General features: G+C 63.7%; 14 protein-coding genes. 2 read left to right on the top strand and 12 right to left on the bottom strand.

Annotated features, from left to right (window positions below):
* Both EPN31_RS07835 and EPN31_RS07830 read right to left on the bottom strand, forming a co-directional pair.
* Positions 1-617 (bottom strand): hypothetical protein (locus tag EPN31_RS07835; RefSeq protein WP_291771573.1); only part of this gene is annotated, 617 nt, incomplete at its 3' end.
* A gap of 18 nt (positions 618-635) precedes the next feature.
* Positions 636-2,177 carry a hypothetical protein gene (locus tag EPN31_RS07830; RefSeq protein WP_291771570.1) on the bottom strand — a complete coding sequence of 514 codons (1,542 nt, stop codon included), beginning with the start codon at positions 2,175-2,177 and terminating at the stop codon, positions 636-638.
* Positions 2,178-2,396: 219 nt separating this feature from the next.
* Here EPN31_RS07830 and EPN31_RS07825 point away from each other — a divergent pair, with 219 nt between their 5' ends.
* Together EPN31_RS07825 and EPN31_RS07820 are read left to right on the top strand one after the other, a co-directional pair.
* Complete coding sequence (locus EPN31_RS07825) at positions 2,397-3,386, top strand: serine hydrolase (protein ID WP_291771567.1); 990 nt, start codon at positions 2,397-2,399, stop codon at positions 3,384-3,386.
* A gap of 192 nt (positions 3,387-3,578) precedes the next feature.
* Positions 3,579-4,850 (top strand): O-acetylhomoserine aminocarboxypropyltransferase/cysteine synthase family protein, encoded by a 1,272-nt coding sequence (locus EPN31_RS07820; protein ID WP_291771565.1) that lies wholly within the window; start codon positions 3,579-3,581, stop codon positions 4,848-4,850.
* A 72-nt stretch (positions 4,851-4,922) separates the two neighbouring features.
* Here the strand turns inward: EPN31_RS07820 and EPN31_RS07815 are convergent, their stop codons facing one another.
* From EPN31_RS07815 to EPN31_RS07770, 10 genes are all read right to left on the bottom strand, one after another.
* Positions 4,923-5,138, bottom strand: coding sequence for a hypothetical protein (locus EPN31_RS07815; RefSeq protein ID WP_291771562.1), 216 nt, complete (start codon positions 5,136-5,138; stop codon positions 4,923-4,925).
* A 112-nt stretch (positions 5,139-5,250) separates the two neighbouring features.
* The gene (locus tag EPN31_RS07810; RefSeq protein ID WP_291771559.1) at positions 5,251-5,499 is read right to left on the bottom strand and encodes a hypothetical protein; all 249 of its coding nucleotides are present in this window, start codon (positions 5,497-5,499) and stop codon (positions 5,251-5,253) included.
* Between the two features lie 77 nt (positions 5,500-5,576).
* The gene (locus tag EPN31_RS07805; protein ID WP_291771555.1) at positions 5,577-6,398 is read right to left on the bottom strand and encodes an SDR family NAD(P)-dependent oxidoreductase; all 822 of its coding nucleotides are present in this window, start codon (positions 6,396-6,398) and stop codon (positions 5,577-5,579) included.
* 79 nt (positions 6,399-6,477) lie between these two features.
* On the bottom strand, positions 6,478-7,854 hold the full coding sequence (locus EPN31_RS07800) for an MFS transporter (RefSeq protein WP_291771553.1): 1,377 nt from the start codon (positions 7,852-7,854) through the stop codon (positions 6,478-6,480).
* Between the two features lie 71 nt (positions 7,855-7,925).
* Positions 7,926-9,026, bottom strand: a complete 1,101-nt coding sequence (locus EPN31_RS07795; protein ID WP_291771550.1) for a sulfate/molybdate ABC transporter ATP-binding protein — start codon at positions 9,024-9,026, stop codon at positions 7,926-7,928.
* Positions 9,023-9,925: a sulfate ABC transporter permease subunit CysW gene (gene cysW / locus EPN31_RS07790; protein WP_291771546.1), complete on the bottom strand. Its 903-nt coding sequence runs from the start codon at positions 9,923-9,925 to the stop codon at positions 9,023-9,025. The genes EPN31_RS07795 and cysW overlap by 4 nt, the downstream gene beginning before the upstream one ends.
* Before the next feature lie 4 nt (positions 9,926-9,929).
* Entirely contained in the window at positions 9,930-10,784 is an 855-nt protein-coding gene (gene cysT, locus EPN31_RS07785; RefSeq protein ID WP_291771584.1) for a sulfate ABC transporter permease subunit CysT, read from the bottom strand.
* Between the two features lie 23 nt (positions 10,785-10,807).
* Positions 10,808-11,812 (bottom strand): sulfate ABC transporter substrate-binding protein, encoded by a 1,005-nt coding sequence (locus EPN31_RS07780; RefSeq protein WP_291771543.1) that lies wholly within the window; start codon positions 11,810-11,812, stop codon positions 10,808-10,810.
* Between the two features lie 36 nt (positions 11,813-11,848).
* Positions 11,849-13,564 (bottom strand): assimilatory sulfite reductase (NADPH) hemoprotein subunit, encoded by a 1,716-nt coding sequence (gene cysI / locus EPN31_RS07775; protein WP_291771541.1) that lies wholly within the window; start codon positions 13,562-13,564, stop codon positions 11,849-11,851.
* A 70-nt stretch (positions 13,565-13,634) separates the two neighbouring features.
* Positions 13,635-15,494, bottom strand: a complete 1,860-nt coding sequence (locus EPN31_RS07770; RefSeq protein ID WP_291771538.1) for an assimilatory sulfite reductase (NADPH) flavoprotein subunit — start codon at positions 15,492-15,494, stop codon at positions 13,635-13,637.
* Between the last annotated feature and the right edge of the window lie 246 nt (positions 15,495-15,740).

Genomic DNA, 15,740 nt, shown 5'->3' with positions numbered 1-15,740 from the left:
GACCAGGTGCGGCGATCGCGGCGTAACGAGTCGAATGTAATGATCCCAATTCCGGGTAATGCCGAGAGAGGATGGATAGCAGCTGCCAGAAGGCTTAGCATCGACAACAAGACATATCGACCTCTTGATGCGGCCGCGAAGCCACACATCACGGCCGCTTCGGCGAACAGCCTTGGTGTTATGAAAGGTTCAGCATAGTGGAGGGTGTCTAGGCCACCGTACCCTGTGTTAAGCGCAATAACGCCACAGGCTGCTGCAAGACGCTCGGTCGGACGGTTCAGAATGCTGCAAACCAAGAGGCCGAGTGAGGCTAACCACAGCCCATCGCCGATTACAATCGCCAGAAGGTTGGCAGCGGCGATCCCTATTGCCCCAACGGGCCATTTATAGACGCTTGAGAAAATAGAGAACGAATCCTGCGAGCCATACCTGAAAAATAGATCTTCGTTCCACCTTGTCGGTTCCAGTGCATGCAGAGTCTGGAGTAGGTAATATCGGGCGTCATGGACGATTCCCAGATAGGGATGTTTCGCAACCCATAGGGACAATATAAAGATCGCTGCGATCAGGATGTTATAACCAATCGCATTTTGTTCTGTTGGACGAAGTCTGTTCATTACGTCGGCCTGCCTTTTTCAAGGTGAATTGCCGACTTTGGGTTGGTCGTTTTCGACACCATAGATAATAAACGACTCCGCGTCATTTTTTGCGTTGTATCCCTTCCAGATTCGATTACCAGGGCAAATCTTTAGAATCCGGTAGCCATGCTTTGCAGCGAAACCATCGAATCGGGTGAGGTCGCCGCGGTGTATATTGAAAGTCGACATCAGAATGATGTCGTATTGGGCAGCGGCTATTGCATACGCTTCTGGTAATGTTGAAAAGATCCGCCAGTCGCTCGTTTTCCAAGTGAGAAAGCTCGGTGATGGATTGCCGCCATGGAAGTTGGCGAAAATATTGTGGGGAAAATATGGCTGCACTTCGATCGCTTGGAATCCTGCCGCGGCGATGCGGGCGCGTGGGCGTTCTGACAGAATGCTGGCGATTTTCTGCGCTGCCTGGACCGAGCCTGTATAGGCATGTTTGATATCCCAGAGACCGGAGTGCACTCCTTCGGTCGCTTGTACTGCCGTAATGATGGCGAAGCTGGTCACGACCATACGGCCCAATGCTGGCCAGGTTTGCATCGCTGGCCATGTGATCCACAGACCGAATATCCAGGCCAGGAACAGGATACCGGAGTGCCATTGCATTGCGTAGACCATCACCGAGAAGCCTGTCAGTGCGACCATGGTCGCCATGCCCAGTAGCAAGGTTCCCGCGCGGAGGAACAGGAGCAGGGATGGCAGCAGGAGCACTATTGAACCGAACGCGCCGTACGCCATGTCCAGCGGGGTTGGTTCGATTGCAGACCAGAACGTCGGTCGGTCGATGAAGGCTTCGTCGATGTACAGCAGACCGGCAGCCAGGGCCGAGCGGGCCTTGATCCCAGGGTTCACGAATGCGTTGTCGGACGGCTGCCAAGCGACGAGCATTGCGAACAGACCAAGTCCGATGGCCAGAGCCAGGCCCCATGATGCTGCCTTTGTTCGATGCACGCGGATCAACACCCACAGCCATTCCACGCCCAGTACGCTGGCAAAGCAGAGGCTGTGTGCGTTGCTGTTGGCAAGGAGACCGATCAGCAATCCGTACGCGACTGGCCTTTTCGTCCGTTGCGGAAAGACGCAGGCCAGGGCTGGCACGAGGGCCAGATCCAGTGCGTAGCTGCGTGCAACGATCGAGAATTGGTAGGAGAAAAAGTAAGAGGCCAGCAGCAGCATGCGCAGGGGCGCCGGAAACGGGGCGCGCCAGAGTATGAGCGTGGCTCCGATCAGTGCACAAGCCACGGAAATCAGGTAGAAGCCATCAAACGGCAGGCCGGCTCGAATGGCCAGCCAGAGCAGGATGTGCCATAGCCCTGGTGTCCCCTCGTAGCGTACGCGTTCGGCCAGAAGCTCGTAGAAGCTGCTGTCTCGTGCCAGCAGCCAGGCCTGACTTTCGTCGAACCATGGTTCATGATGCATCCCTACGACGATGATCCAGGCGGCAAAAGAAACAAATACGACCAACTTCCACTGAGATGTTGCCAGCGATCCGGGGAAGCTGATCCGTTCCGTCACCCACCTCATCATCATATGGTCTGTCTCCTCTGTGTCCCGGCCACGGGTGGCTGTGTCTGCTGCAGTTTAGGATTGTTCAGGTCTTCGCGGCGGCGGGAATCTGCGTGTCGGTCTCCGACCCTCTCACGGGGCCACCATGTCACTTCCGTATGGATAATAGTAAGATACCTTTCAACGTGTGTCTGGCGGCAGGCGCGAGGAATTTTGTCTTGCGCGGGTCAAACGAGGGCAATCATGGCGGGATGGCGGGCGCGGGCAGCGTTGTATGTGGCGGCGGTTCTGGTCGCGGTTGCGGGCGGGTGGTCTTCTCCTGCGCGAGCCCAGGTCGCCAATTTCCACCCCTGCAATGCGGATCCCTCGCTGCCGATATGCTTGCATGGCTATGGGCGGCGCATCGCGGTGCAGCGCTGGGGCGCGCTACCCGAGCCGTTGGATCCTGACGCGGGTACCAAGGCGTCTCTGGTCACGCACAACCCGGCGGAAGAAATCAGGAAGCTCAAGTCCACCGCGATTCTGGTACAGGATCTGGACACGTCTGAGGTCCTGTTCGCGCGCGACGAAGATGCTGTGCGGCCGATTGCCTCCATCACCAAGCTCATGACAGCGCTGGTGGTGGTTAAGGCTGGTCTGCCCATGGGTGAGAAGATTGCAGTGGATGCCAGCGATGTCGGTGTTCCCAGCGAATTGCCTTCACGCTTGTCAGTGGGCATGTGGCTGACCCGGTCTGATCTGCTGCACATGGCCTTGACGGCGTCCGAGAACAGTGCGGCGCACGCACTAGGCCGTACCTATCCGGGTGGCATGGCGGCCTTCGTCGAGGCGATGAACGCCCAGGCGCAGGCGCTGAGCATGACGAATTCCAGGTTTGTCGAGTCCGTCGGCTTGTCCAGTGAAGACGTCTCGTCGGCCCGGGACCTGGCCAGGCTGGTTCGGACCGCTTCGCAGCAGCCGCTGATCCGGCAGTTCACCACGGACGCTAGCTACAGCGCTGCCGGCCGGACCTTCCACAATACGAACATGCTGGTGGGCCGGCCGCGCTGGGACATCCTGATGTCAAAGACAGGAACCACGCGCGAGGCCGGAAACTGCTTGGTCATGGTAGTCAAGGTCGGCGGCCGCAATCTGGCGATGGTGCTGCTCGATGCGCACGGGATGAATGGCTCACGCTTCGGCGATGCGGTGCGCCTGCGGCGCATTCTGGGCAGCCAGCTTGCGATGAAATAGCGGTGCAGGCGCGTGGTTTCTGATTGGGCGTCGTCGGAACGGATGCGTCGTTGCATATCACTCCAGGTCATGTACATCCGTGCCAGAATGCCGGAATTGAACACAAGCGCGGCGTGATGGCGCGCATCTGGCCAGCACCAGAACCATTTCCATGCACATCGGCCTTCGGCCGCCTCGACCCCAGGAGACACCATGAAACGAGAAACGATTGCCATCCACGGCGGGTTCGCCGGAGATCCGGAAACCCACTCGGTTGCTGTGCCGATCTATCAGACGACCAGCTACTACTTCGACGACACGCAGCACGGTGCTGATCTGTTCGACCTGAAGGTGGCGGGCAACATTTATACGCGCATTCAGAACCCCACGACGGCAGTGCTGGAGGAGCGGGTTGCGCTGCTGGAAGGCGGTGTGGCCGGCCTGGCCTTTGCCTCCGGCATGGCAGCCATTACGGCCTGTGTGCTGACTCTGGCCCGGGCGGGCGACAACATCGTGGCGACCAGCCAGGTCTATGGCGGCACCTATACGTTCTTCCGACACACCCTGCGCGAGCTGGGCATCGAGGCCCGGTTGGTGGATGGGCGCGACCCCGAGGCGTTCGCCGCGGAAATCGACGATCACACTCGGCTGGTGTATTGCGAATCGGTCGGTAATCCGGCGGGCAACGTGGTGGATATTGGTGCGCTGGCGGCCATTGCGCACGCCCACGGGGTGCCGCTGGCGGTGGACAACACGGTGCCGACGCCGGCGCTTTGCCGGCCGATCGAGCATGGCGCGGACATCGTCATTCATGCGGCCACCAAATACCTGGGGGGCCATGGCACCAGCATTGGCGGTGTGCTGGTGGATTCCGGCAAGTTCCCCTGGCGCGGCAATCCGCGATTTCCGCAGTTCAACAACCCCGAGCCCGCCTACCACGGGGTGGTCTATGTGAATGACTTCGGCGAGGCCGCTTTTGCGGGTCGGGCGCGCACGGTGGCGCTGCGTAATACGGGGGGCGCCATTTCGCCGTTCAATTCATTTCTGATTCTGCAGGGCATCGAGACGCTGACGCTGCGCATGGAGCGCCATTGCGAGAATGCGCTGGCGCTGGCGCGCTACCTGAAGGCCCACCCCAAGGTCAGCTGGGTCAATTTTGCCGGTCTGGAAGACAACCGGGACTACGCGTTGGCCCAGCGCTACATGGACGGCGGCATCCCGGCGTCGCTCTTCAGTTTTGGGGTCAAGGGCGGTCTCGAGGCGTGCGCGCGTTTCATGGACCGCCTGTCGCTCATCAAGCGCCTGGTGAATATCGGCGACGCGAAGACGCTGGCCTGCCATCCGGCGACGACCACGCACCGTCAGCTGACCGACGAAGAGCTCAAGACGGCCGGAGTGAGTGCCGACCTGGTCCGCCTGTGCGTGGGGATCGAGCACGTCAATGACTTGGTCGACGATCTCGATCAGGCGCTGGCTGCTGCTTGAGGCCGGTTGCCGTAGTACCGCGCCGCCCGGCTTGCGTCAGCTCGCCGGGCGGCGGTTGTCTGGCGTGGCCGTTCAGGCTGCCCGATGATGGAACGAGACCCAATAGGCCGATGCCATGTTGCTGCTGCTGGTGAGCCAGCGGCGCAGGACTGCGGCGGCTTTTTGCAGCGCACTGAGCAGGACCTCGCCCGACCGGTAGCCGTATGCTTGCTCGGCTTCGATCAGCAGTTCGCGCTCGAGCGCGTCGGTGAGGCGGGTTTCGCCAAAGTTTTTGTAAGGGTAGAACATGTGCTTCTCGTGAAAGCAGGGCTTTTGCCCAACTGTTCTATTATACCCTGATACTAGGGTTAACCCTAATGAATGTCCAGACTGGACGCCGGTGTTGTCCAGGACGCAACAGTCAGTGTTGGCTGTGAGCGTCGGCGACTCCGGCCACTGTTGGTGACGACGGGTGGTCCGCCGTCTGCCCGGATGCTGCATCGTCGGTGGCGGAATGGGGTATCGGATTTCGCCCGGCAGCGTGTTGAACGACGTCGGCGCCTTCCTCGTGCAGCACGTTGCGGCGCTCGACCAGGGTTCCGTTGACTTCCCAGACAGCCAGGATCAGTACCAGTCCGGTGATGGCCCAGATGGATTTTTTCGTCGCCAAGATCAGGCTCCGATGAGGTGAACGGCGCACATGCTAATCCGGATCGGCTGAACGCCACCTGAGATGGCGCGGGTTCATTAGCCCCGGTAGACACGCGTGCCAGCCAGGCTCTGGGTGACGGGCATCAGTTCAATGGTGCTGATGTTGACGCGCGGCGGCTGGCTGGCCGCCCAGACGACCGCTTCGGCCACGTCTTCCGGCAGCAGGGCGTTGGCATCTTTGTAGACGGCGGTAGCCTTGGCCTCGTCGCCGTGCAGGCGGACCAGTGAGAACTCGGTGCCGCCCACCAGGCCCGGTTCGATGTTCGTGACGCGAACCGGGGTCCCGTGCAGGTCCGCCTTCAGGCCCCGGCTGAATTGCTTCACGAAGGCCTTGGTCCCGCCGTAGACGTTGCCACCCGGATAGGCGTAGTTGCCGGCGGTCGATCCGATGTTGATCACGTGGCCCCGTCCCCGCGTGATCATGCCCGGCAGGAAGTGGTGAACCATGCGGCTCAGTCCCAGGGCGTTGGTGAGGATCATCCGTTCCCAGTCCTGCATGTCGGCGTGCTGGGCCGGTCCCACGCCCAGCGCCAGGCCGGCGTTGTTCACCAGCAGGTCCGGACCGTCGGGAAAGTGGGCCGCCATGTGGGCCACGGCGTGGGCCACGCTGGTGTCGGATGTCACGTCCAGTTCCAGCGGGTGGAAGTTCGGACCGAGTTCCTGGCGGATGGCATTCAGGCGATCCGCCCGCCGGGCAGCCCCCACCACGGTCCAGCCGTCACGGCACAGTGCGGCCGAGATGGCGTGGCCGAATCCCGCCGAGGCACCGGTCACGAGCGCGATCCGTGGTGAGGCGGGTGTCTGGCGTCGGGTGTCCTGGGCCGGGCGCGAAGCGCTGGCAGGCTGGTGCGTGGTCATGGCGGCTCCCTGTAAAACCAAACGATACCACCCCGGTGGGTGGGCGCGTTGCCATACGCTGACCGGGCATGGCGGGGCGTCACCAAGCGCCGTGGTGTTCAGGGACCCGCCGGATGATGGGCTGGATCATCAGACAGAGCAGGGCCATGGCGGCATAGATGACGGCTAGCGTCAGGCTGGGCGTTTCGGTTCTGGCCATGATAGCCGTGGTGACGGCCAGTGTCACGATGACACCCAGTTCCTGCGCCGTGGCGCGCAGCGCCGCCATGGTCGATGCCTGGTCCGGTACGAGCTGCACGCAGGCATTTCGGCTGGCCGGACCCATGATGCCGGCGCCGGCGCCGATGAAGCAGGTGGCGGTGGCCAGCCAGCCGTAGGCGGGGATCCCGAATCGCGGCACAGGAGCGAGCAGCAGCAACCCCACGGCCATGAGCAGCCCGCCGGCGTGGAAGGGCAGGCGGTACCCGCTCCAGCGCAGCGCGTAGGCGGCCAGGGTGGAAAAAGTGATGGCGGCGATGCCCTGTGCGATCAGCAGCGTGCCCGCGTCCAGCGCATTCAGGCCGTAGCGTGTGGCGGCGTACAGCGGAACCAGCGTCACCGCGCCGGAGGCCGCGCCGCCGTACATGGCATTCAGGAAATTCGTGGCGCCGAAGCCGCGGCCGTAGATCAGCCGGGGTGCCAGGAAGGGTTCTGCCGCCCTTTGAATGTGGCGGAAGAAGACGCAGGCGCACAGCACGCAGATCGCCATGGGAAGCGTGAATCCCCACGAGCTCAAGGTCGCTTCGGGGTTCCCCAGGTAGCTGATGCCCAGCATGCCGGCGACCACTCCCAGCGCCAGCCAGACCATTCCGGGCAGGTCCAGGCTGCGGGCGGAGCGGTCCGCCGCGCGGTCCCTGGGAATGATCCACCAGCCCAGTCCCGCCATGATCAGGCCGATGGGCACGTTGACGAAAAACACGTCGCGCCAGCTTGCGTAGGTGACGAACAGGCCGCCGAAGATGGGTCCTATCATGGCGCCGACCGGAAAGACTGCGCCGAATAGACCGAGAGCCCGGTCGCGGGAGCGCCCGAACCAGGTGACGATGATGCCGGTGGCTGCGGGTGTGAGGCCCGCCCCACCGGCCGATTGCAGTGCGCGGAAGGCCACCAGTGCATACACGTTGGTCGCCAGTCCGCACAGCAGTGACGTAACGGCGAATGCAAGCGTGGACAGCAGGAACACCCGCCGGTGGCCGTAGCGTTCGCTTAGCCGGCCGCTTACCGGCAGCATGATGACGTAGCCAAACCAGTAGGCGGTGATGGTCCAGCTCGTCCAATTGATCGGCGCGCCCAGGTCTTCCTGCAGCGCGTGCAGGGCGGTAGCGACGATGGTGGCGTCGATCGACATCATCATCAGCGCGAAGGCGATGATGGTGAAGATCAGCCCGCGATTGGCGGGCAGGGGAGGATCAGTCACGCTGGAGCGTCACGGGAATGGACCGGGACGTCATTGTACGCGGCGCCCGGACGGGGTTCGCGCGGCGGTGCTCAGGTCGGCTGATTCGGGAAGACGCGCGCCTGGCGGGGCCGGGCGATGAAGCGTTGATGGACCGCTCCACCCAGGCGGTGGAACTCACGGCTGGACATGACTGCCTCGATGATCTCCTGGGTGTCCTCGCGCTGCAGTTCCAGTTGCGCCATCGGTCCCAGTGCCCGCGCCCGGCGCACGCTCACCAGCCAGCCCGGATCGTTGGCTGCGCTGGAGCCAGCTGCAGCTGTGGCAGGCGATGGGTAGGGCTCGATCTGGATGTCGTGAGGGCGTACGAAGGCTGTGCCGGGAACGTTCTGTTCCCCGCTGTGGCCGGGGGCGGCGAATACCATCCCGTCTGCCTGCAGCCGTCCGTCGAGCATGCGCCCCTGGAACAGGTTCACGTGGCCCAGGAATCCGCAGACGAAGGCCGTGGCCGGGTTGTCGTAGACCGCCTGCGGCGTGCCGATTTGCTCCACCCGGCCCTGGTTCATGATCACGACGTCGTCGGATACTTCCAGGGCTTCCTCCTGGTCGTGGGTGACGAAGATGCTCGTGACCTGGAGTTCGTCGTGCAGCCTGCGCAGCCAGCGGCGCAGTTCCTTGCGGACCTTGGCATCCAGCGCGCCGAAGGGCTCGTCCAGCAGCAGGACCCTGGGTTCTACGGCGAGCGCCCGCGCCAAGGCAATGCGCTGGCGCTGGCCGCCCGACAGGGCCGCCGGTCGCCTGTCGGCCAGCCAATCGAGTTGCACCAGTTCCAGCAGGTCCATGACCTTCTTGCGGATGTCCTGCTTGCTGGGGCGCTGCTCGCGCGGTTTCACGCGCAGGCCGAAGGCAACGTTCTCGAAGACCGACATGTGCTTGAACAGCGCGTAGTGCTGGAAGACAAAGCCGACGTGCCGGTGCCGCACGTGGGTTCGGGAAGCATCTTGCCCACCCAGAAGCACCTGGCCCTGGTCGGCGTGTTCCAGGCCGGCGATGATGCGCAACAGCGTCGTCTTGCCGCAGCCTGAAGGGCCGAGCAGGGCGGTCAGGCGCCCGTCGGGGAATGACAGGGATACATCGTCCAGTGCGGTGAATGCGCCGAATCGCTTGTGGATGTGGCGGACCTCGATGCTCATGGTGTTTGCTCCGAAGCGGTGTGGCTGGCCTGGGTGTGCAGGACCCGCTCCACCAGGGATTTCAGGATCAGTGTCAGCAGCGCCAGCAGTGCCAGCAGCGAGGCGACGGAGAACGCGGCCGCGAAGTTGTACTCGTTGTAAAGGAGCTCGACGTGCAGCGGCATGGTGTTGGTCAATCCGCGAATGTGGCCCGAGACTACGGAGACGGCGCCGAACTCTCCCATCGCCCGTGCATTGCAGAGAATGACGCCGTAGAACAGTCCCCAGCGGACGTTGGGCAGGGTGACGTGCCAGAACGTCTGCCAGCCGGACGCGCCCAGGACGATGGCAGCTTCTTCCTCCTCGCTTCCCTGGGACTGCATGAGCGGAATCAGTTCCCTCGCCACGAACGGCACGGTCACGAACAGGGTGGCCAGCACGATGCCGGGAACGGCGAACAGGATCTTGATGTCGTGTGCCTGGAGCCAGGGGCCGAGCCAGCCCTGCATCCCGAACAGCAGCACGTAGACCAGGCCCGCAATCACCGGAGACACCGAAAAGGGCAGGTCGATCAGCGTGACCAGCAGGCTTTTGCCCCGGAAATCGAAGCGGGCGATGGCCCAGGCAGCGCAGATTCCGAAGGCGGCGTTCAGCGGGACGGCGATGCCCGCGGCGGTCAGCGTCAGGCGGATGGCCGCCAGCGCGTCTGGTTCGGTGACGGCAGCCAGGCAGGTGCTCCATCCTTTGGCCAGCGCCTCGTGGAATACCGCGGCGAGCGGCAGGAACAGGAACAGCAACAGGAACGCGAGTGCTCCAAACGTGGCGGCGGCGTGTGCGAGCCGGCTTCCGGTGCTCGAGGTGCCGGTGGGCGGGATGGCCCAGCCGCTGGCAGAGCCGAGGATGGTAGCTGTCGTAGACATGGGTTCAGGCGGCCTCGCCCAGCGAGCGGCGCCGCGACCAGGCCTGCAGCAGGTTGATTACGAGCAGAAGAGTGAATGAGATCGCCAGCATTACGACGGCAATGGCGGTGGCGCCGGCGTAGTCGTACTGTTCCAGGCGGGTGACGATCAGCAGCGGCGTGATTTCCGAGACCATGGGCATGTTGCCGGCGATGAAGATCACGGAGCCGTATTCTCCCGATGCGCGCGCGAAGGCCAGGGCGAAGCCGGTCACCAGGGCCGGCAGGATCGTCGGAAAGATCACTCGGGCAAACACTTGGGCGCCGGATGCCCCCAGGCTGCTGGCCGCTTCCTCGAGCTCGGCCGACAGATCTTCGAGCACGGGCTGTAGGGTGCGGACCACGAAGGGCAGGCTGATGAAGATCAGTGCGACGACTACGCCCAGCGGCTTGAAGGCTACCTGAATGCCCAGTGGCGTCAGCAGGTGCCCGATCCAGCCATTGGGGGCATACAGTGCGGTCAGGGCGATGCCGGCGACCGCCGTCGGCAGCGCGAACGGCAGATCTACCAAGGCGTCCACCAAGCGCTTGCCGGGGAACCGGTGGCGCACCAGCACCCACGCGACCAACCCGCCGAAGACTACGTTGACTCCCGCTGCCAGCAGCGCGGCGCTGAAGCTCAACCGCAGCGAGGCCAGCACCCGCGCGGAAGTGATGATCTGCCAGAACGCATGTCCACTGAGAGTGGCCGTTTTCAGGAATGCCGCTGATAGCGGGAGCAGCACGATCAGGCCCAGGTAGGCCAGCGTGAAGCCCAGCGTCAGATTGCGTCCCGGCAGTACGCGCGGTTTCGGGCCGGCTCCCACCGCTGGCAATGGCATGGCCAGCGTACCCTTGCGATTGCTCACGGCTGACCTCCAGGCTGGTAGATCTGGTCGAATACGCCGCCGTCGGCGAAGTACCGCTTCTGCGCGTCCGCCCAGTTCGAGGCCACGTCACCGAGCGTGAATAGCCTGACCTTGGGGAACTGCGCAGCATAGCGGTCCGCCACGGATTTCAGGGTTGGCCGGTAGAAATTCCTGGCCGCGATGTCCTGCCCTTCCTCGGAGTACAGATGGGTCAGGTAGGCCTGCGCCACCGCGCGCGTTCCGCGTGCGTCGACTCCCTTGTCCACGACGGCGACCGGTGGTTCGGCGAGGATGCTGACCGAAGGGACGACGATCTCAACCTTATCCGGACCGAGCTCGCGGATCGCCAGGAGCGCCTCGTTTTCCCAGGCCAGCAGCACGTCGCCGATGCCGCGTTTCACGAAGGTCGTCGTTGCCCCACGAGCGCCTGAATCCAGCACGGGGACTTGCCGGTAGAGCTTGCCGACGAATGCGCGCGCCTTGGCTTCGTCGCCGCCGGGTTGCTTCAGGGCATATCCCCAGGCAGCGAGGTAGTTCCACCGGCCACCGGCCGAAGTCTTGGGGTTTGGCGTGATCACCTGGATGCCCGGTTTGATCAGGTCAGCCCAGTCGTGGATGCCTTTCGGGTTGCCCTTGCGCACCAGAAAGACGATGGTCGATGTGTAAGGGGCGCTGTTCAGCGGGAGCTGCCGTTGCCAGTCCTTGTGGATCAGCCCGTGTGCGGCGATGGCGGCTATGTCTGGCGCCATGCCCAGCGTCACCACGTCGGCCGGGAGGCCGTCGATCACCGCCCGTGCCTGGCTGGCGGAGCCGCCATGCGACTGGCGGACCGTGACGTGGTCACCAGTCTTCGCGGCCCAGAACCGGGTGAAGGCCTGGTCGTACGCCTGGTACAGCTCGCGCGTGGGGTCGTAGGAAGCATTGAGCAGCGTGATGTTGGTGGCGCAGGCTGTGCCGGACAGCCACAGCAGAACAGCTGGAAGAAGGGCGATGCGTCGCATGTGGAGATCCTCTGAACGGGTTGTTCCGCGTCCGGATCAGGCACTCGGCCGCACGGTGGGGCGGCGCTTGGGCGGGGTGACGATACGGGTCCGCACGACAAAATCCCCGAAGTGCTCGCCGCGTTTGCGTTCAGTGGCGAAGCGCCCGAACACCTCGTCGAGCGTCGCGAGGATTGTGTCTTCACCAATGTTCTCCTTGTAGATCGCGTTCAGCCGCTCGCCGATGTGGTCGGCGCCGATGCGCAGATCGTATTTGCCGACGGCGCGGCCGATCAGCCCGATCTCGCCCATGTAGGGCCGCGAACAGCCGTTGGGGCAGCCCGAGATCCGGAAGTGGATGGGTTCGTCGCGCAATCCGTGGTGGTCCAGCAGTTCTTCCAGCTTGTCCAGGATGTGGGGCAGGTAGCGTTCGGACTCTGCCATGGCCAGGCCGCAGGTCGGCAGTGCCACGCAGGAAAGCGCGTGCAGCCGCAGTCCGCTGGCACGTTTGTAGTCATCCAGGCCGTATTGCTTGACCAGAGTGTTGATGGCGGCGCGGTCCTTTGCCGCCACGCCGGCGATGATGAGGTTTTGGTCGCAAGTCATGCGGATCTCGCCCTTGTGGATGCGGGCGATTTCGCGCATGCCGGTTTGGCGTGGGTGATCCTCCACGTCGCGGATGCGGCCGCTTGGGATCTGCAGCGTCAGGTGCCAGCGGCCGTCGTCGCCCTTGGTCCAGCCGTAGCGGTCGCCATTGTGTTCGAAGTGGTAGGGGCGTGGCGGTTCGATCCTGAAGCTCAGCCTGGACTGCAGCTCGTCATGGAACCACTGAAGGCCGCGATCGTCGATGGTGTACTTCAGTCGGGCGTGCTTGCGCTCGCTCCGGTCGCCGAAGTCCCGCTGCACGGCGACCGCGTGCCAGCAGGTCTCCAGCAGGTGGTCGGGCGTGACGAATCCGATCAGGTCGCCCAGCGACGGGTAGGTCTTGGGGTCGCCGGCCGTGGCGCCCATGCTGCCGCCGGGGGCCAGGTTGAAACCTTGAAGCTCGCCGTCCTCTCCCAGGATCGCGATCAGTCCGAAGTCCTGCGCGAAGACGTCGATATCGTTGTAGGGCGGGACGGCGATGCCGAACTTGAACTTGCGCGGCAGGTAGGCCTGACCCAGCAGCGGCTCCTCATCACCCGCGCCATCGCTGGTCTTTTCGTTCTGGTCTATCCACAACTCCTGGTAGGCCGTGGTGTGCGGCTTGACGTGGTCCATGATCTTCAGGGCCCAGTCGTAGACCTGCGCATGGCTGGATGACAGCAGGGGATTCACTGAGCAGATCACGTTGCGCACGTCGTCGCCGCAGGCCGCGAGCGTGGACAATCCGATGGCGTTGATGCCGCCAATCATGTCGCGCAGCTGTTCCTTGCGGATGCCGTGGAACTGGAAGGTCTGGCGGGTGGTGATGCGCAGACCGTTGCTGGCGTATCGGCCTGCCAGTTCGTCCAGCCCCAGCCATTGCTGTGGGGTCAGCACGCCGCCTGGTAGCCGGACACGCACCATGAACCCGTAGTCGGGTTCCAGCTTCTGGCGGCGCCGCTCGTCACGCACGTCGCGGTTGTCCTGCTGGTAGCTGCCGTGAAATTTCAGCAGTTTGGTGTCCGGTTCGCTGATGGCGCCAGTCGTCCGGTCGGCCAGTCCGGCGTCTATGGTGCCGCGCAAGAATCGGCTGTTGGCCTTGATGTGTTCCAGTGCGGATAGCTGGGCGGGTGCGGTGGGTTGGGGCATGGTAGTCCTGCTTGGAAACGTTGGGCGCGCGTGTTGTGCGCACACCCCGGTGAAAGGAATGGAGGATGGCTCAGTACACGTCGCGGGCGTAGCGGCCTTCGTTCATCAGGTTCTTCAACCATGCGGCTGCATCCTCGCGCGATTGGCCGCCGTGCTCGGTCGCGATCTCGATCAGGGTTGTGTGAACGTCCGGAGCCATGTGATCGGCGTCGCCGCACACGTAGAGGTGAGCGCCGCCTTCCAGCCAATCCCAGACCTCCTTGCCGTGTTCGCGCAGCCGATGCTGGACATAGATTTTGTTGGCCTGATCGCGCGAGAAGGCAACGTCCAGATGGGTCAGCAGCCCTTCCTTGAGGGCTTGCAGCCATTCGGTCTGGTACAGGAAGTCACTGTGGCGGTAGGGATTGCCGAAGAACAGCCAGTTGCGGCCCGACGCGCCGTCGGCTTGGCGCTGCTGCAGGAAAGCGCGAAAGGGTGCCACACCGGTGCCGGGGCCGATCATGATGACGTCTCGCGCAGCATCCTTTGGCAGGCGGAAGCGTTCATTGGGTTCGATGAAGATCGACGCCTGCTCGCCTTCGGCCAGCCCGCACAGATAATGGCTGCCGACACCCCAGCGGGCTTCGCCATCCTGTTGGAAATCCACGTGGGCGACGGTGATGTGCGCTTCCTCGTCCACCTGCTCCTGACTGCTCGCGATGGAATACAGGCGGGGTGCGAGGGGACGCAATGCCGAGACCAGTGACGCGGCGTCCCATGCAGTCGGGTGGTTGCGCAGCAGGTCGATCAGCTGCCATTGCTGCAGCCGCCGCGCCAGCTCGGCAGCCGACGGTGGCTGCAGCAACGCCAGAAGCCCATCATGTTGGCCGCGCTCGGCGTGAGCGGTAATGAAGGGGCGGGTGAGGACTGTCAGCTCCCGCCGCTCGGTGAGCCACTGTGAAAGCGGCAGGTGTTCATCGCCCTGCGCGACGTCCGTTGTACCGTCCAGATCCAGCACTTCCAGGACGCGGTCGACCAGCTCGGGCGCCTGGGTGGGCCATACGCCCAGGGCGTCGCCGGGCTGGTAGCGCAGGCCACTGCCTTTGAGTGAGAGCTCCACGTGATGTATGTTCTTTGCACTGCTGCCCGCGACGATGCGCTGGCTGACCAGCACTTCGGCCGCGAAGGGGCGTTCGCGCGTCCACGTCGCATGCATCGGCCGCAGGAAGGTCACGACGCCGTTGGCGGCCGGTGCGGGCGACCGGGCCTGGTCCGGGCCGGGGGCCAGCCGCTCTTGCGCATGGCGCAGCGCCTCTCTGGCCCACGGGTCTGCCACGGTCGTGATATCCACGTCGGCGTCGGCGCGTTCGAACAACCGCTTGGCACCCAGTTCGGCCAGGCGCTCATCGATGCGCCGGCCGATGCCGCAGAAGTCCGCGTAAGTGGAGTCGCCCAGGGCCAGCACGGCGTAGCTCAGATCGGGGAGCTGCGGTGCGCGGCGGCCCGTCAGGAACTCGAAGAATCCGCGTGAGTCGTCGGGGGGCTCCGCCGCGTCGCCCACGCTGTGGGTGCTGATGACCACGTACAGGAACTGTTCCTTCCGGAGCTCGTTCGTGCGGAAGGCATCGGCGCGGACCAACCGCACCGGCAGGCCCTGAGCCTCGACTTCGGCGGCCAGTTTTTCAGCCGTGCGTTTGGCGTTTCCAGTCTGGCTGCCGTAGAGGATGGTGAGCGGTTGCCTGGTGGCAGGGACGGCCACTGGCGTGGCGACCGCCGGGGCAGCTTCATCCGGAATCTGCTTCAGCCTCAGTTGGGCCGCTGCACCGGCCAGGTAGCCGGACAGCCATTCCAGCGCGTATCCGTCCAGCCCCTGGATCAGCCGGGCCGCGGTTTGTGCCTTCTCCGGAGGGATGGGCAGCAAGTCCAGGACTGCTTCGTTGGCGGGTGTCATGAGGGGCTCCGTATTGGCGGTGAAAGGTCGGTGCCTGTTCAGGCGGGACACCGGTGGTGCGTACTGATGAGCAACGATGGTATCCAGGCGATGGCGGGACGCGAAGGAATGATTCGTCATAAGAAAATAAGAATCGACGGAGCGCACCATTTAGTGTGAAGTGTCCGGAGAGTCGCGGCGGGTGCGGGTTTCGGTCATTTGCTTATGACCGCATAACGACATGACGAGACGATCGTTCTGTGGCCG

It is taken from the genome of Castellaniella sp., assembly GCF_004321985.1.
Taxonomy (GTDB): Bacteria; Pseudomonadota; Gammaproteobacteria; order Burkholderiales; family Burkholderiaceae_B; genus Castellaniella.
Note: the sequence above shows the minus strand (reverse complement) of the source record. Positions and strands in the feature narration are given on the sequence as shown.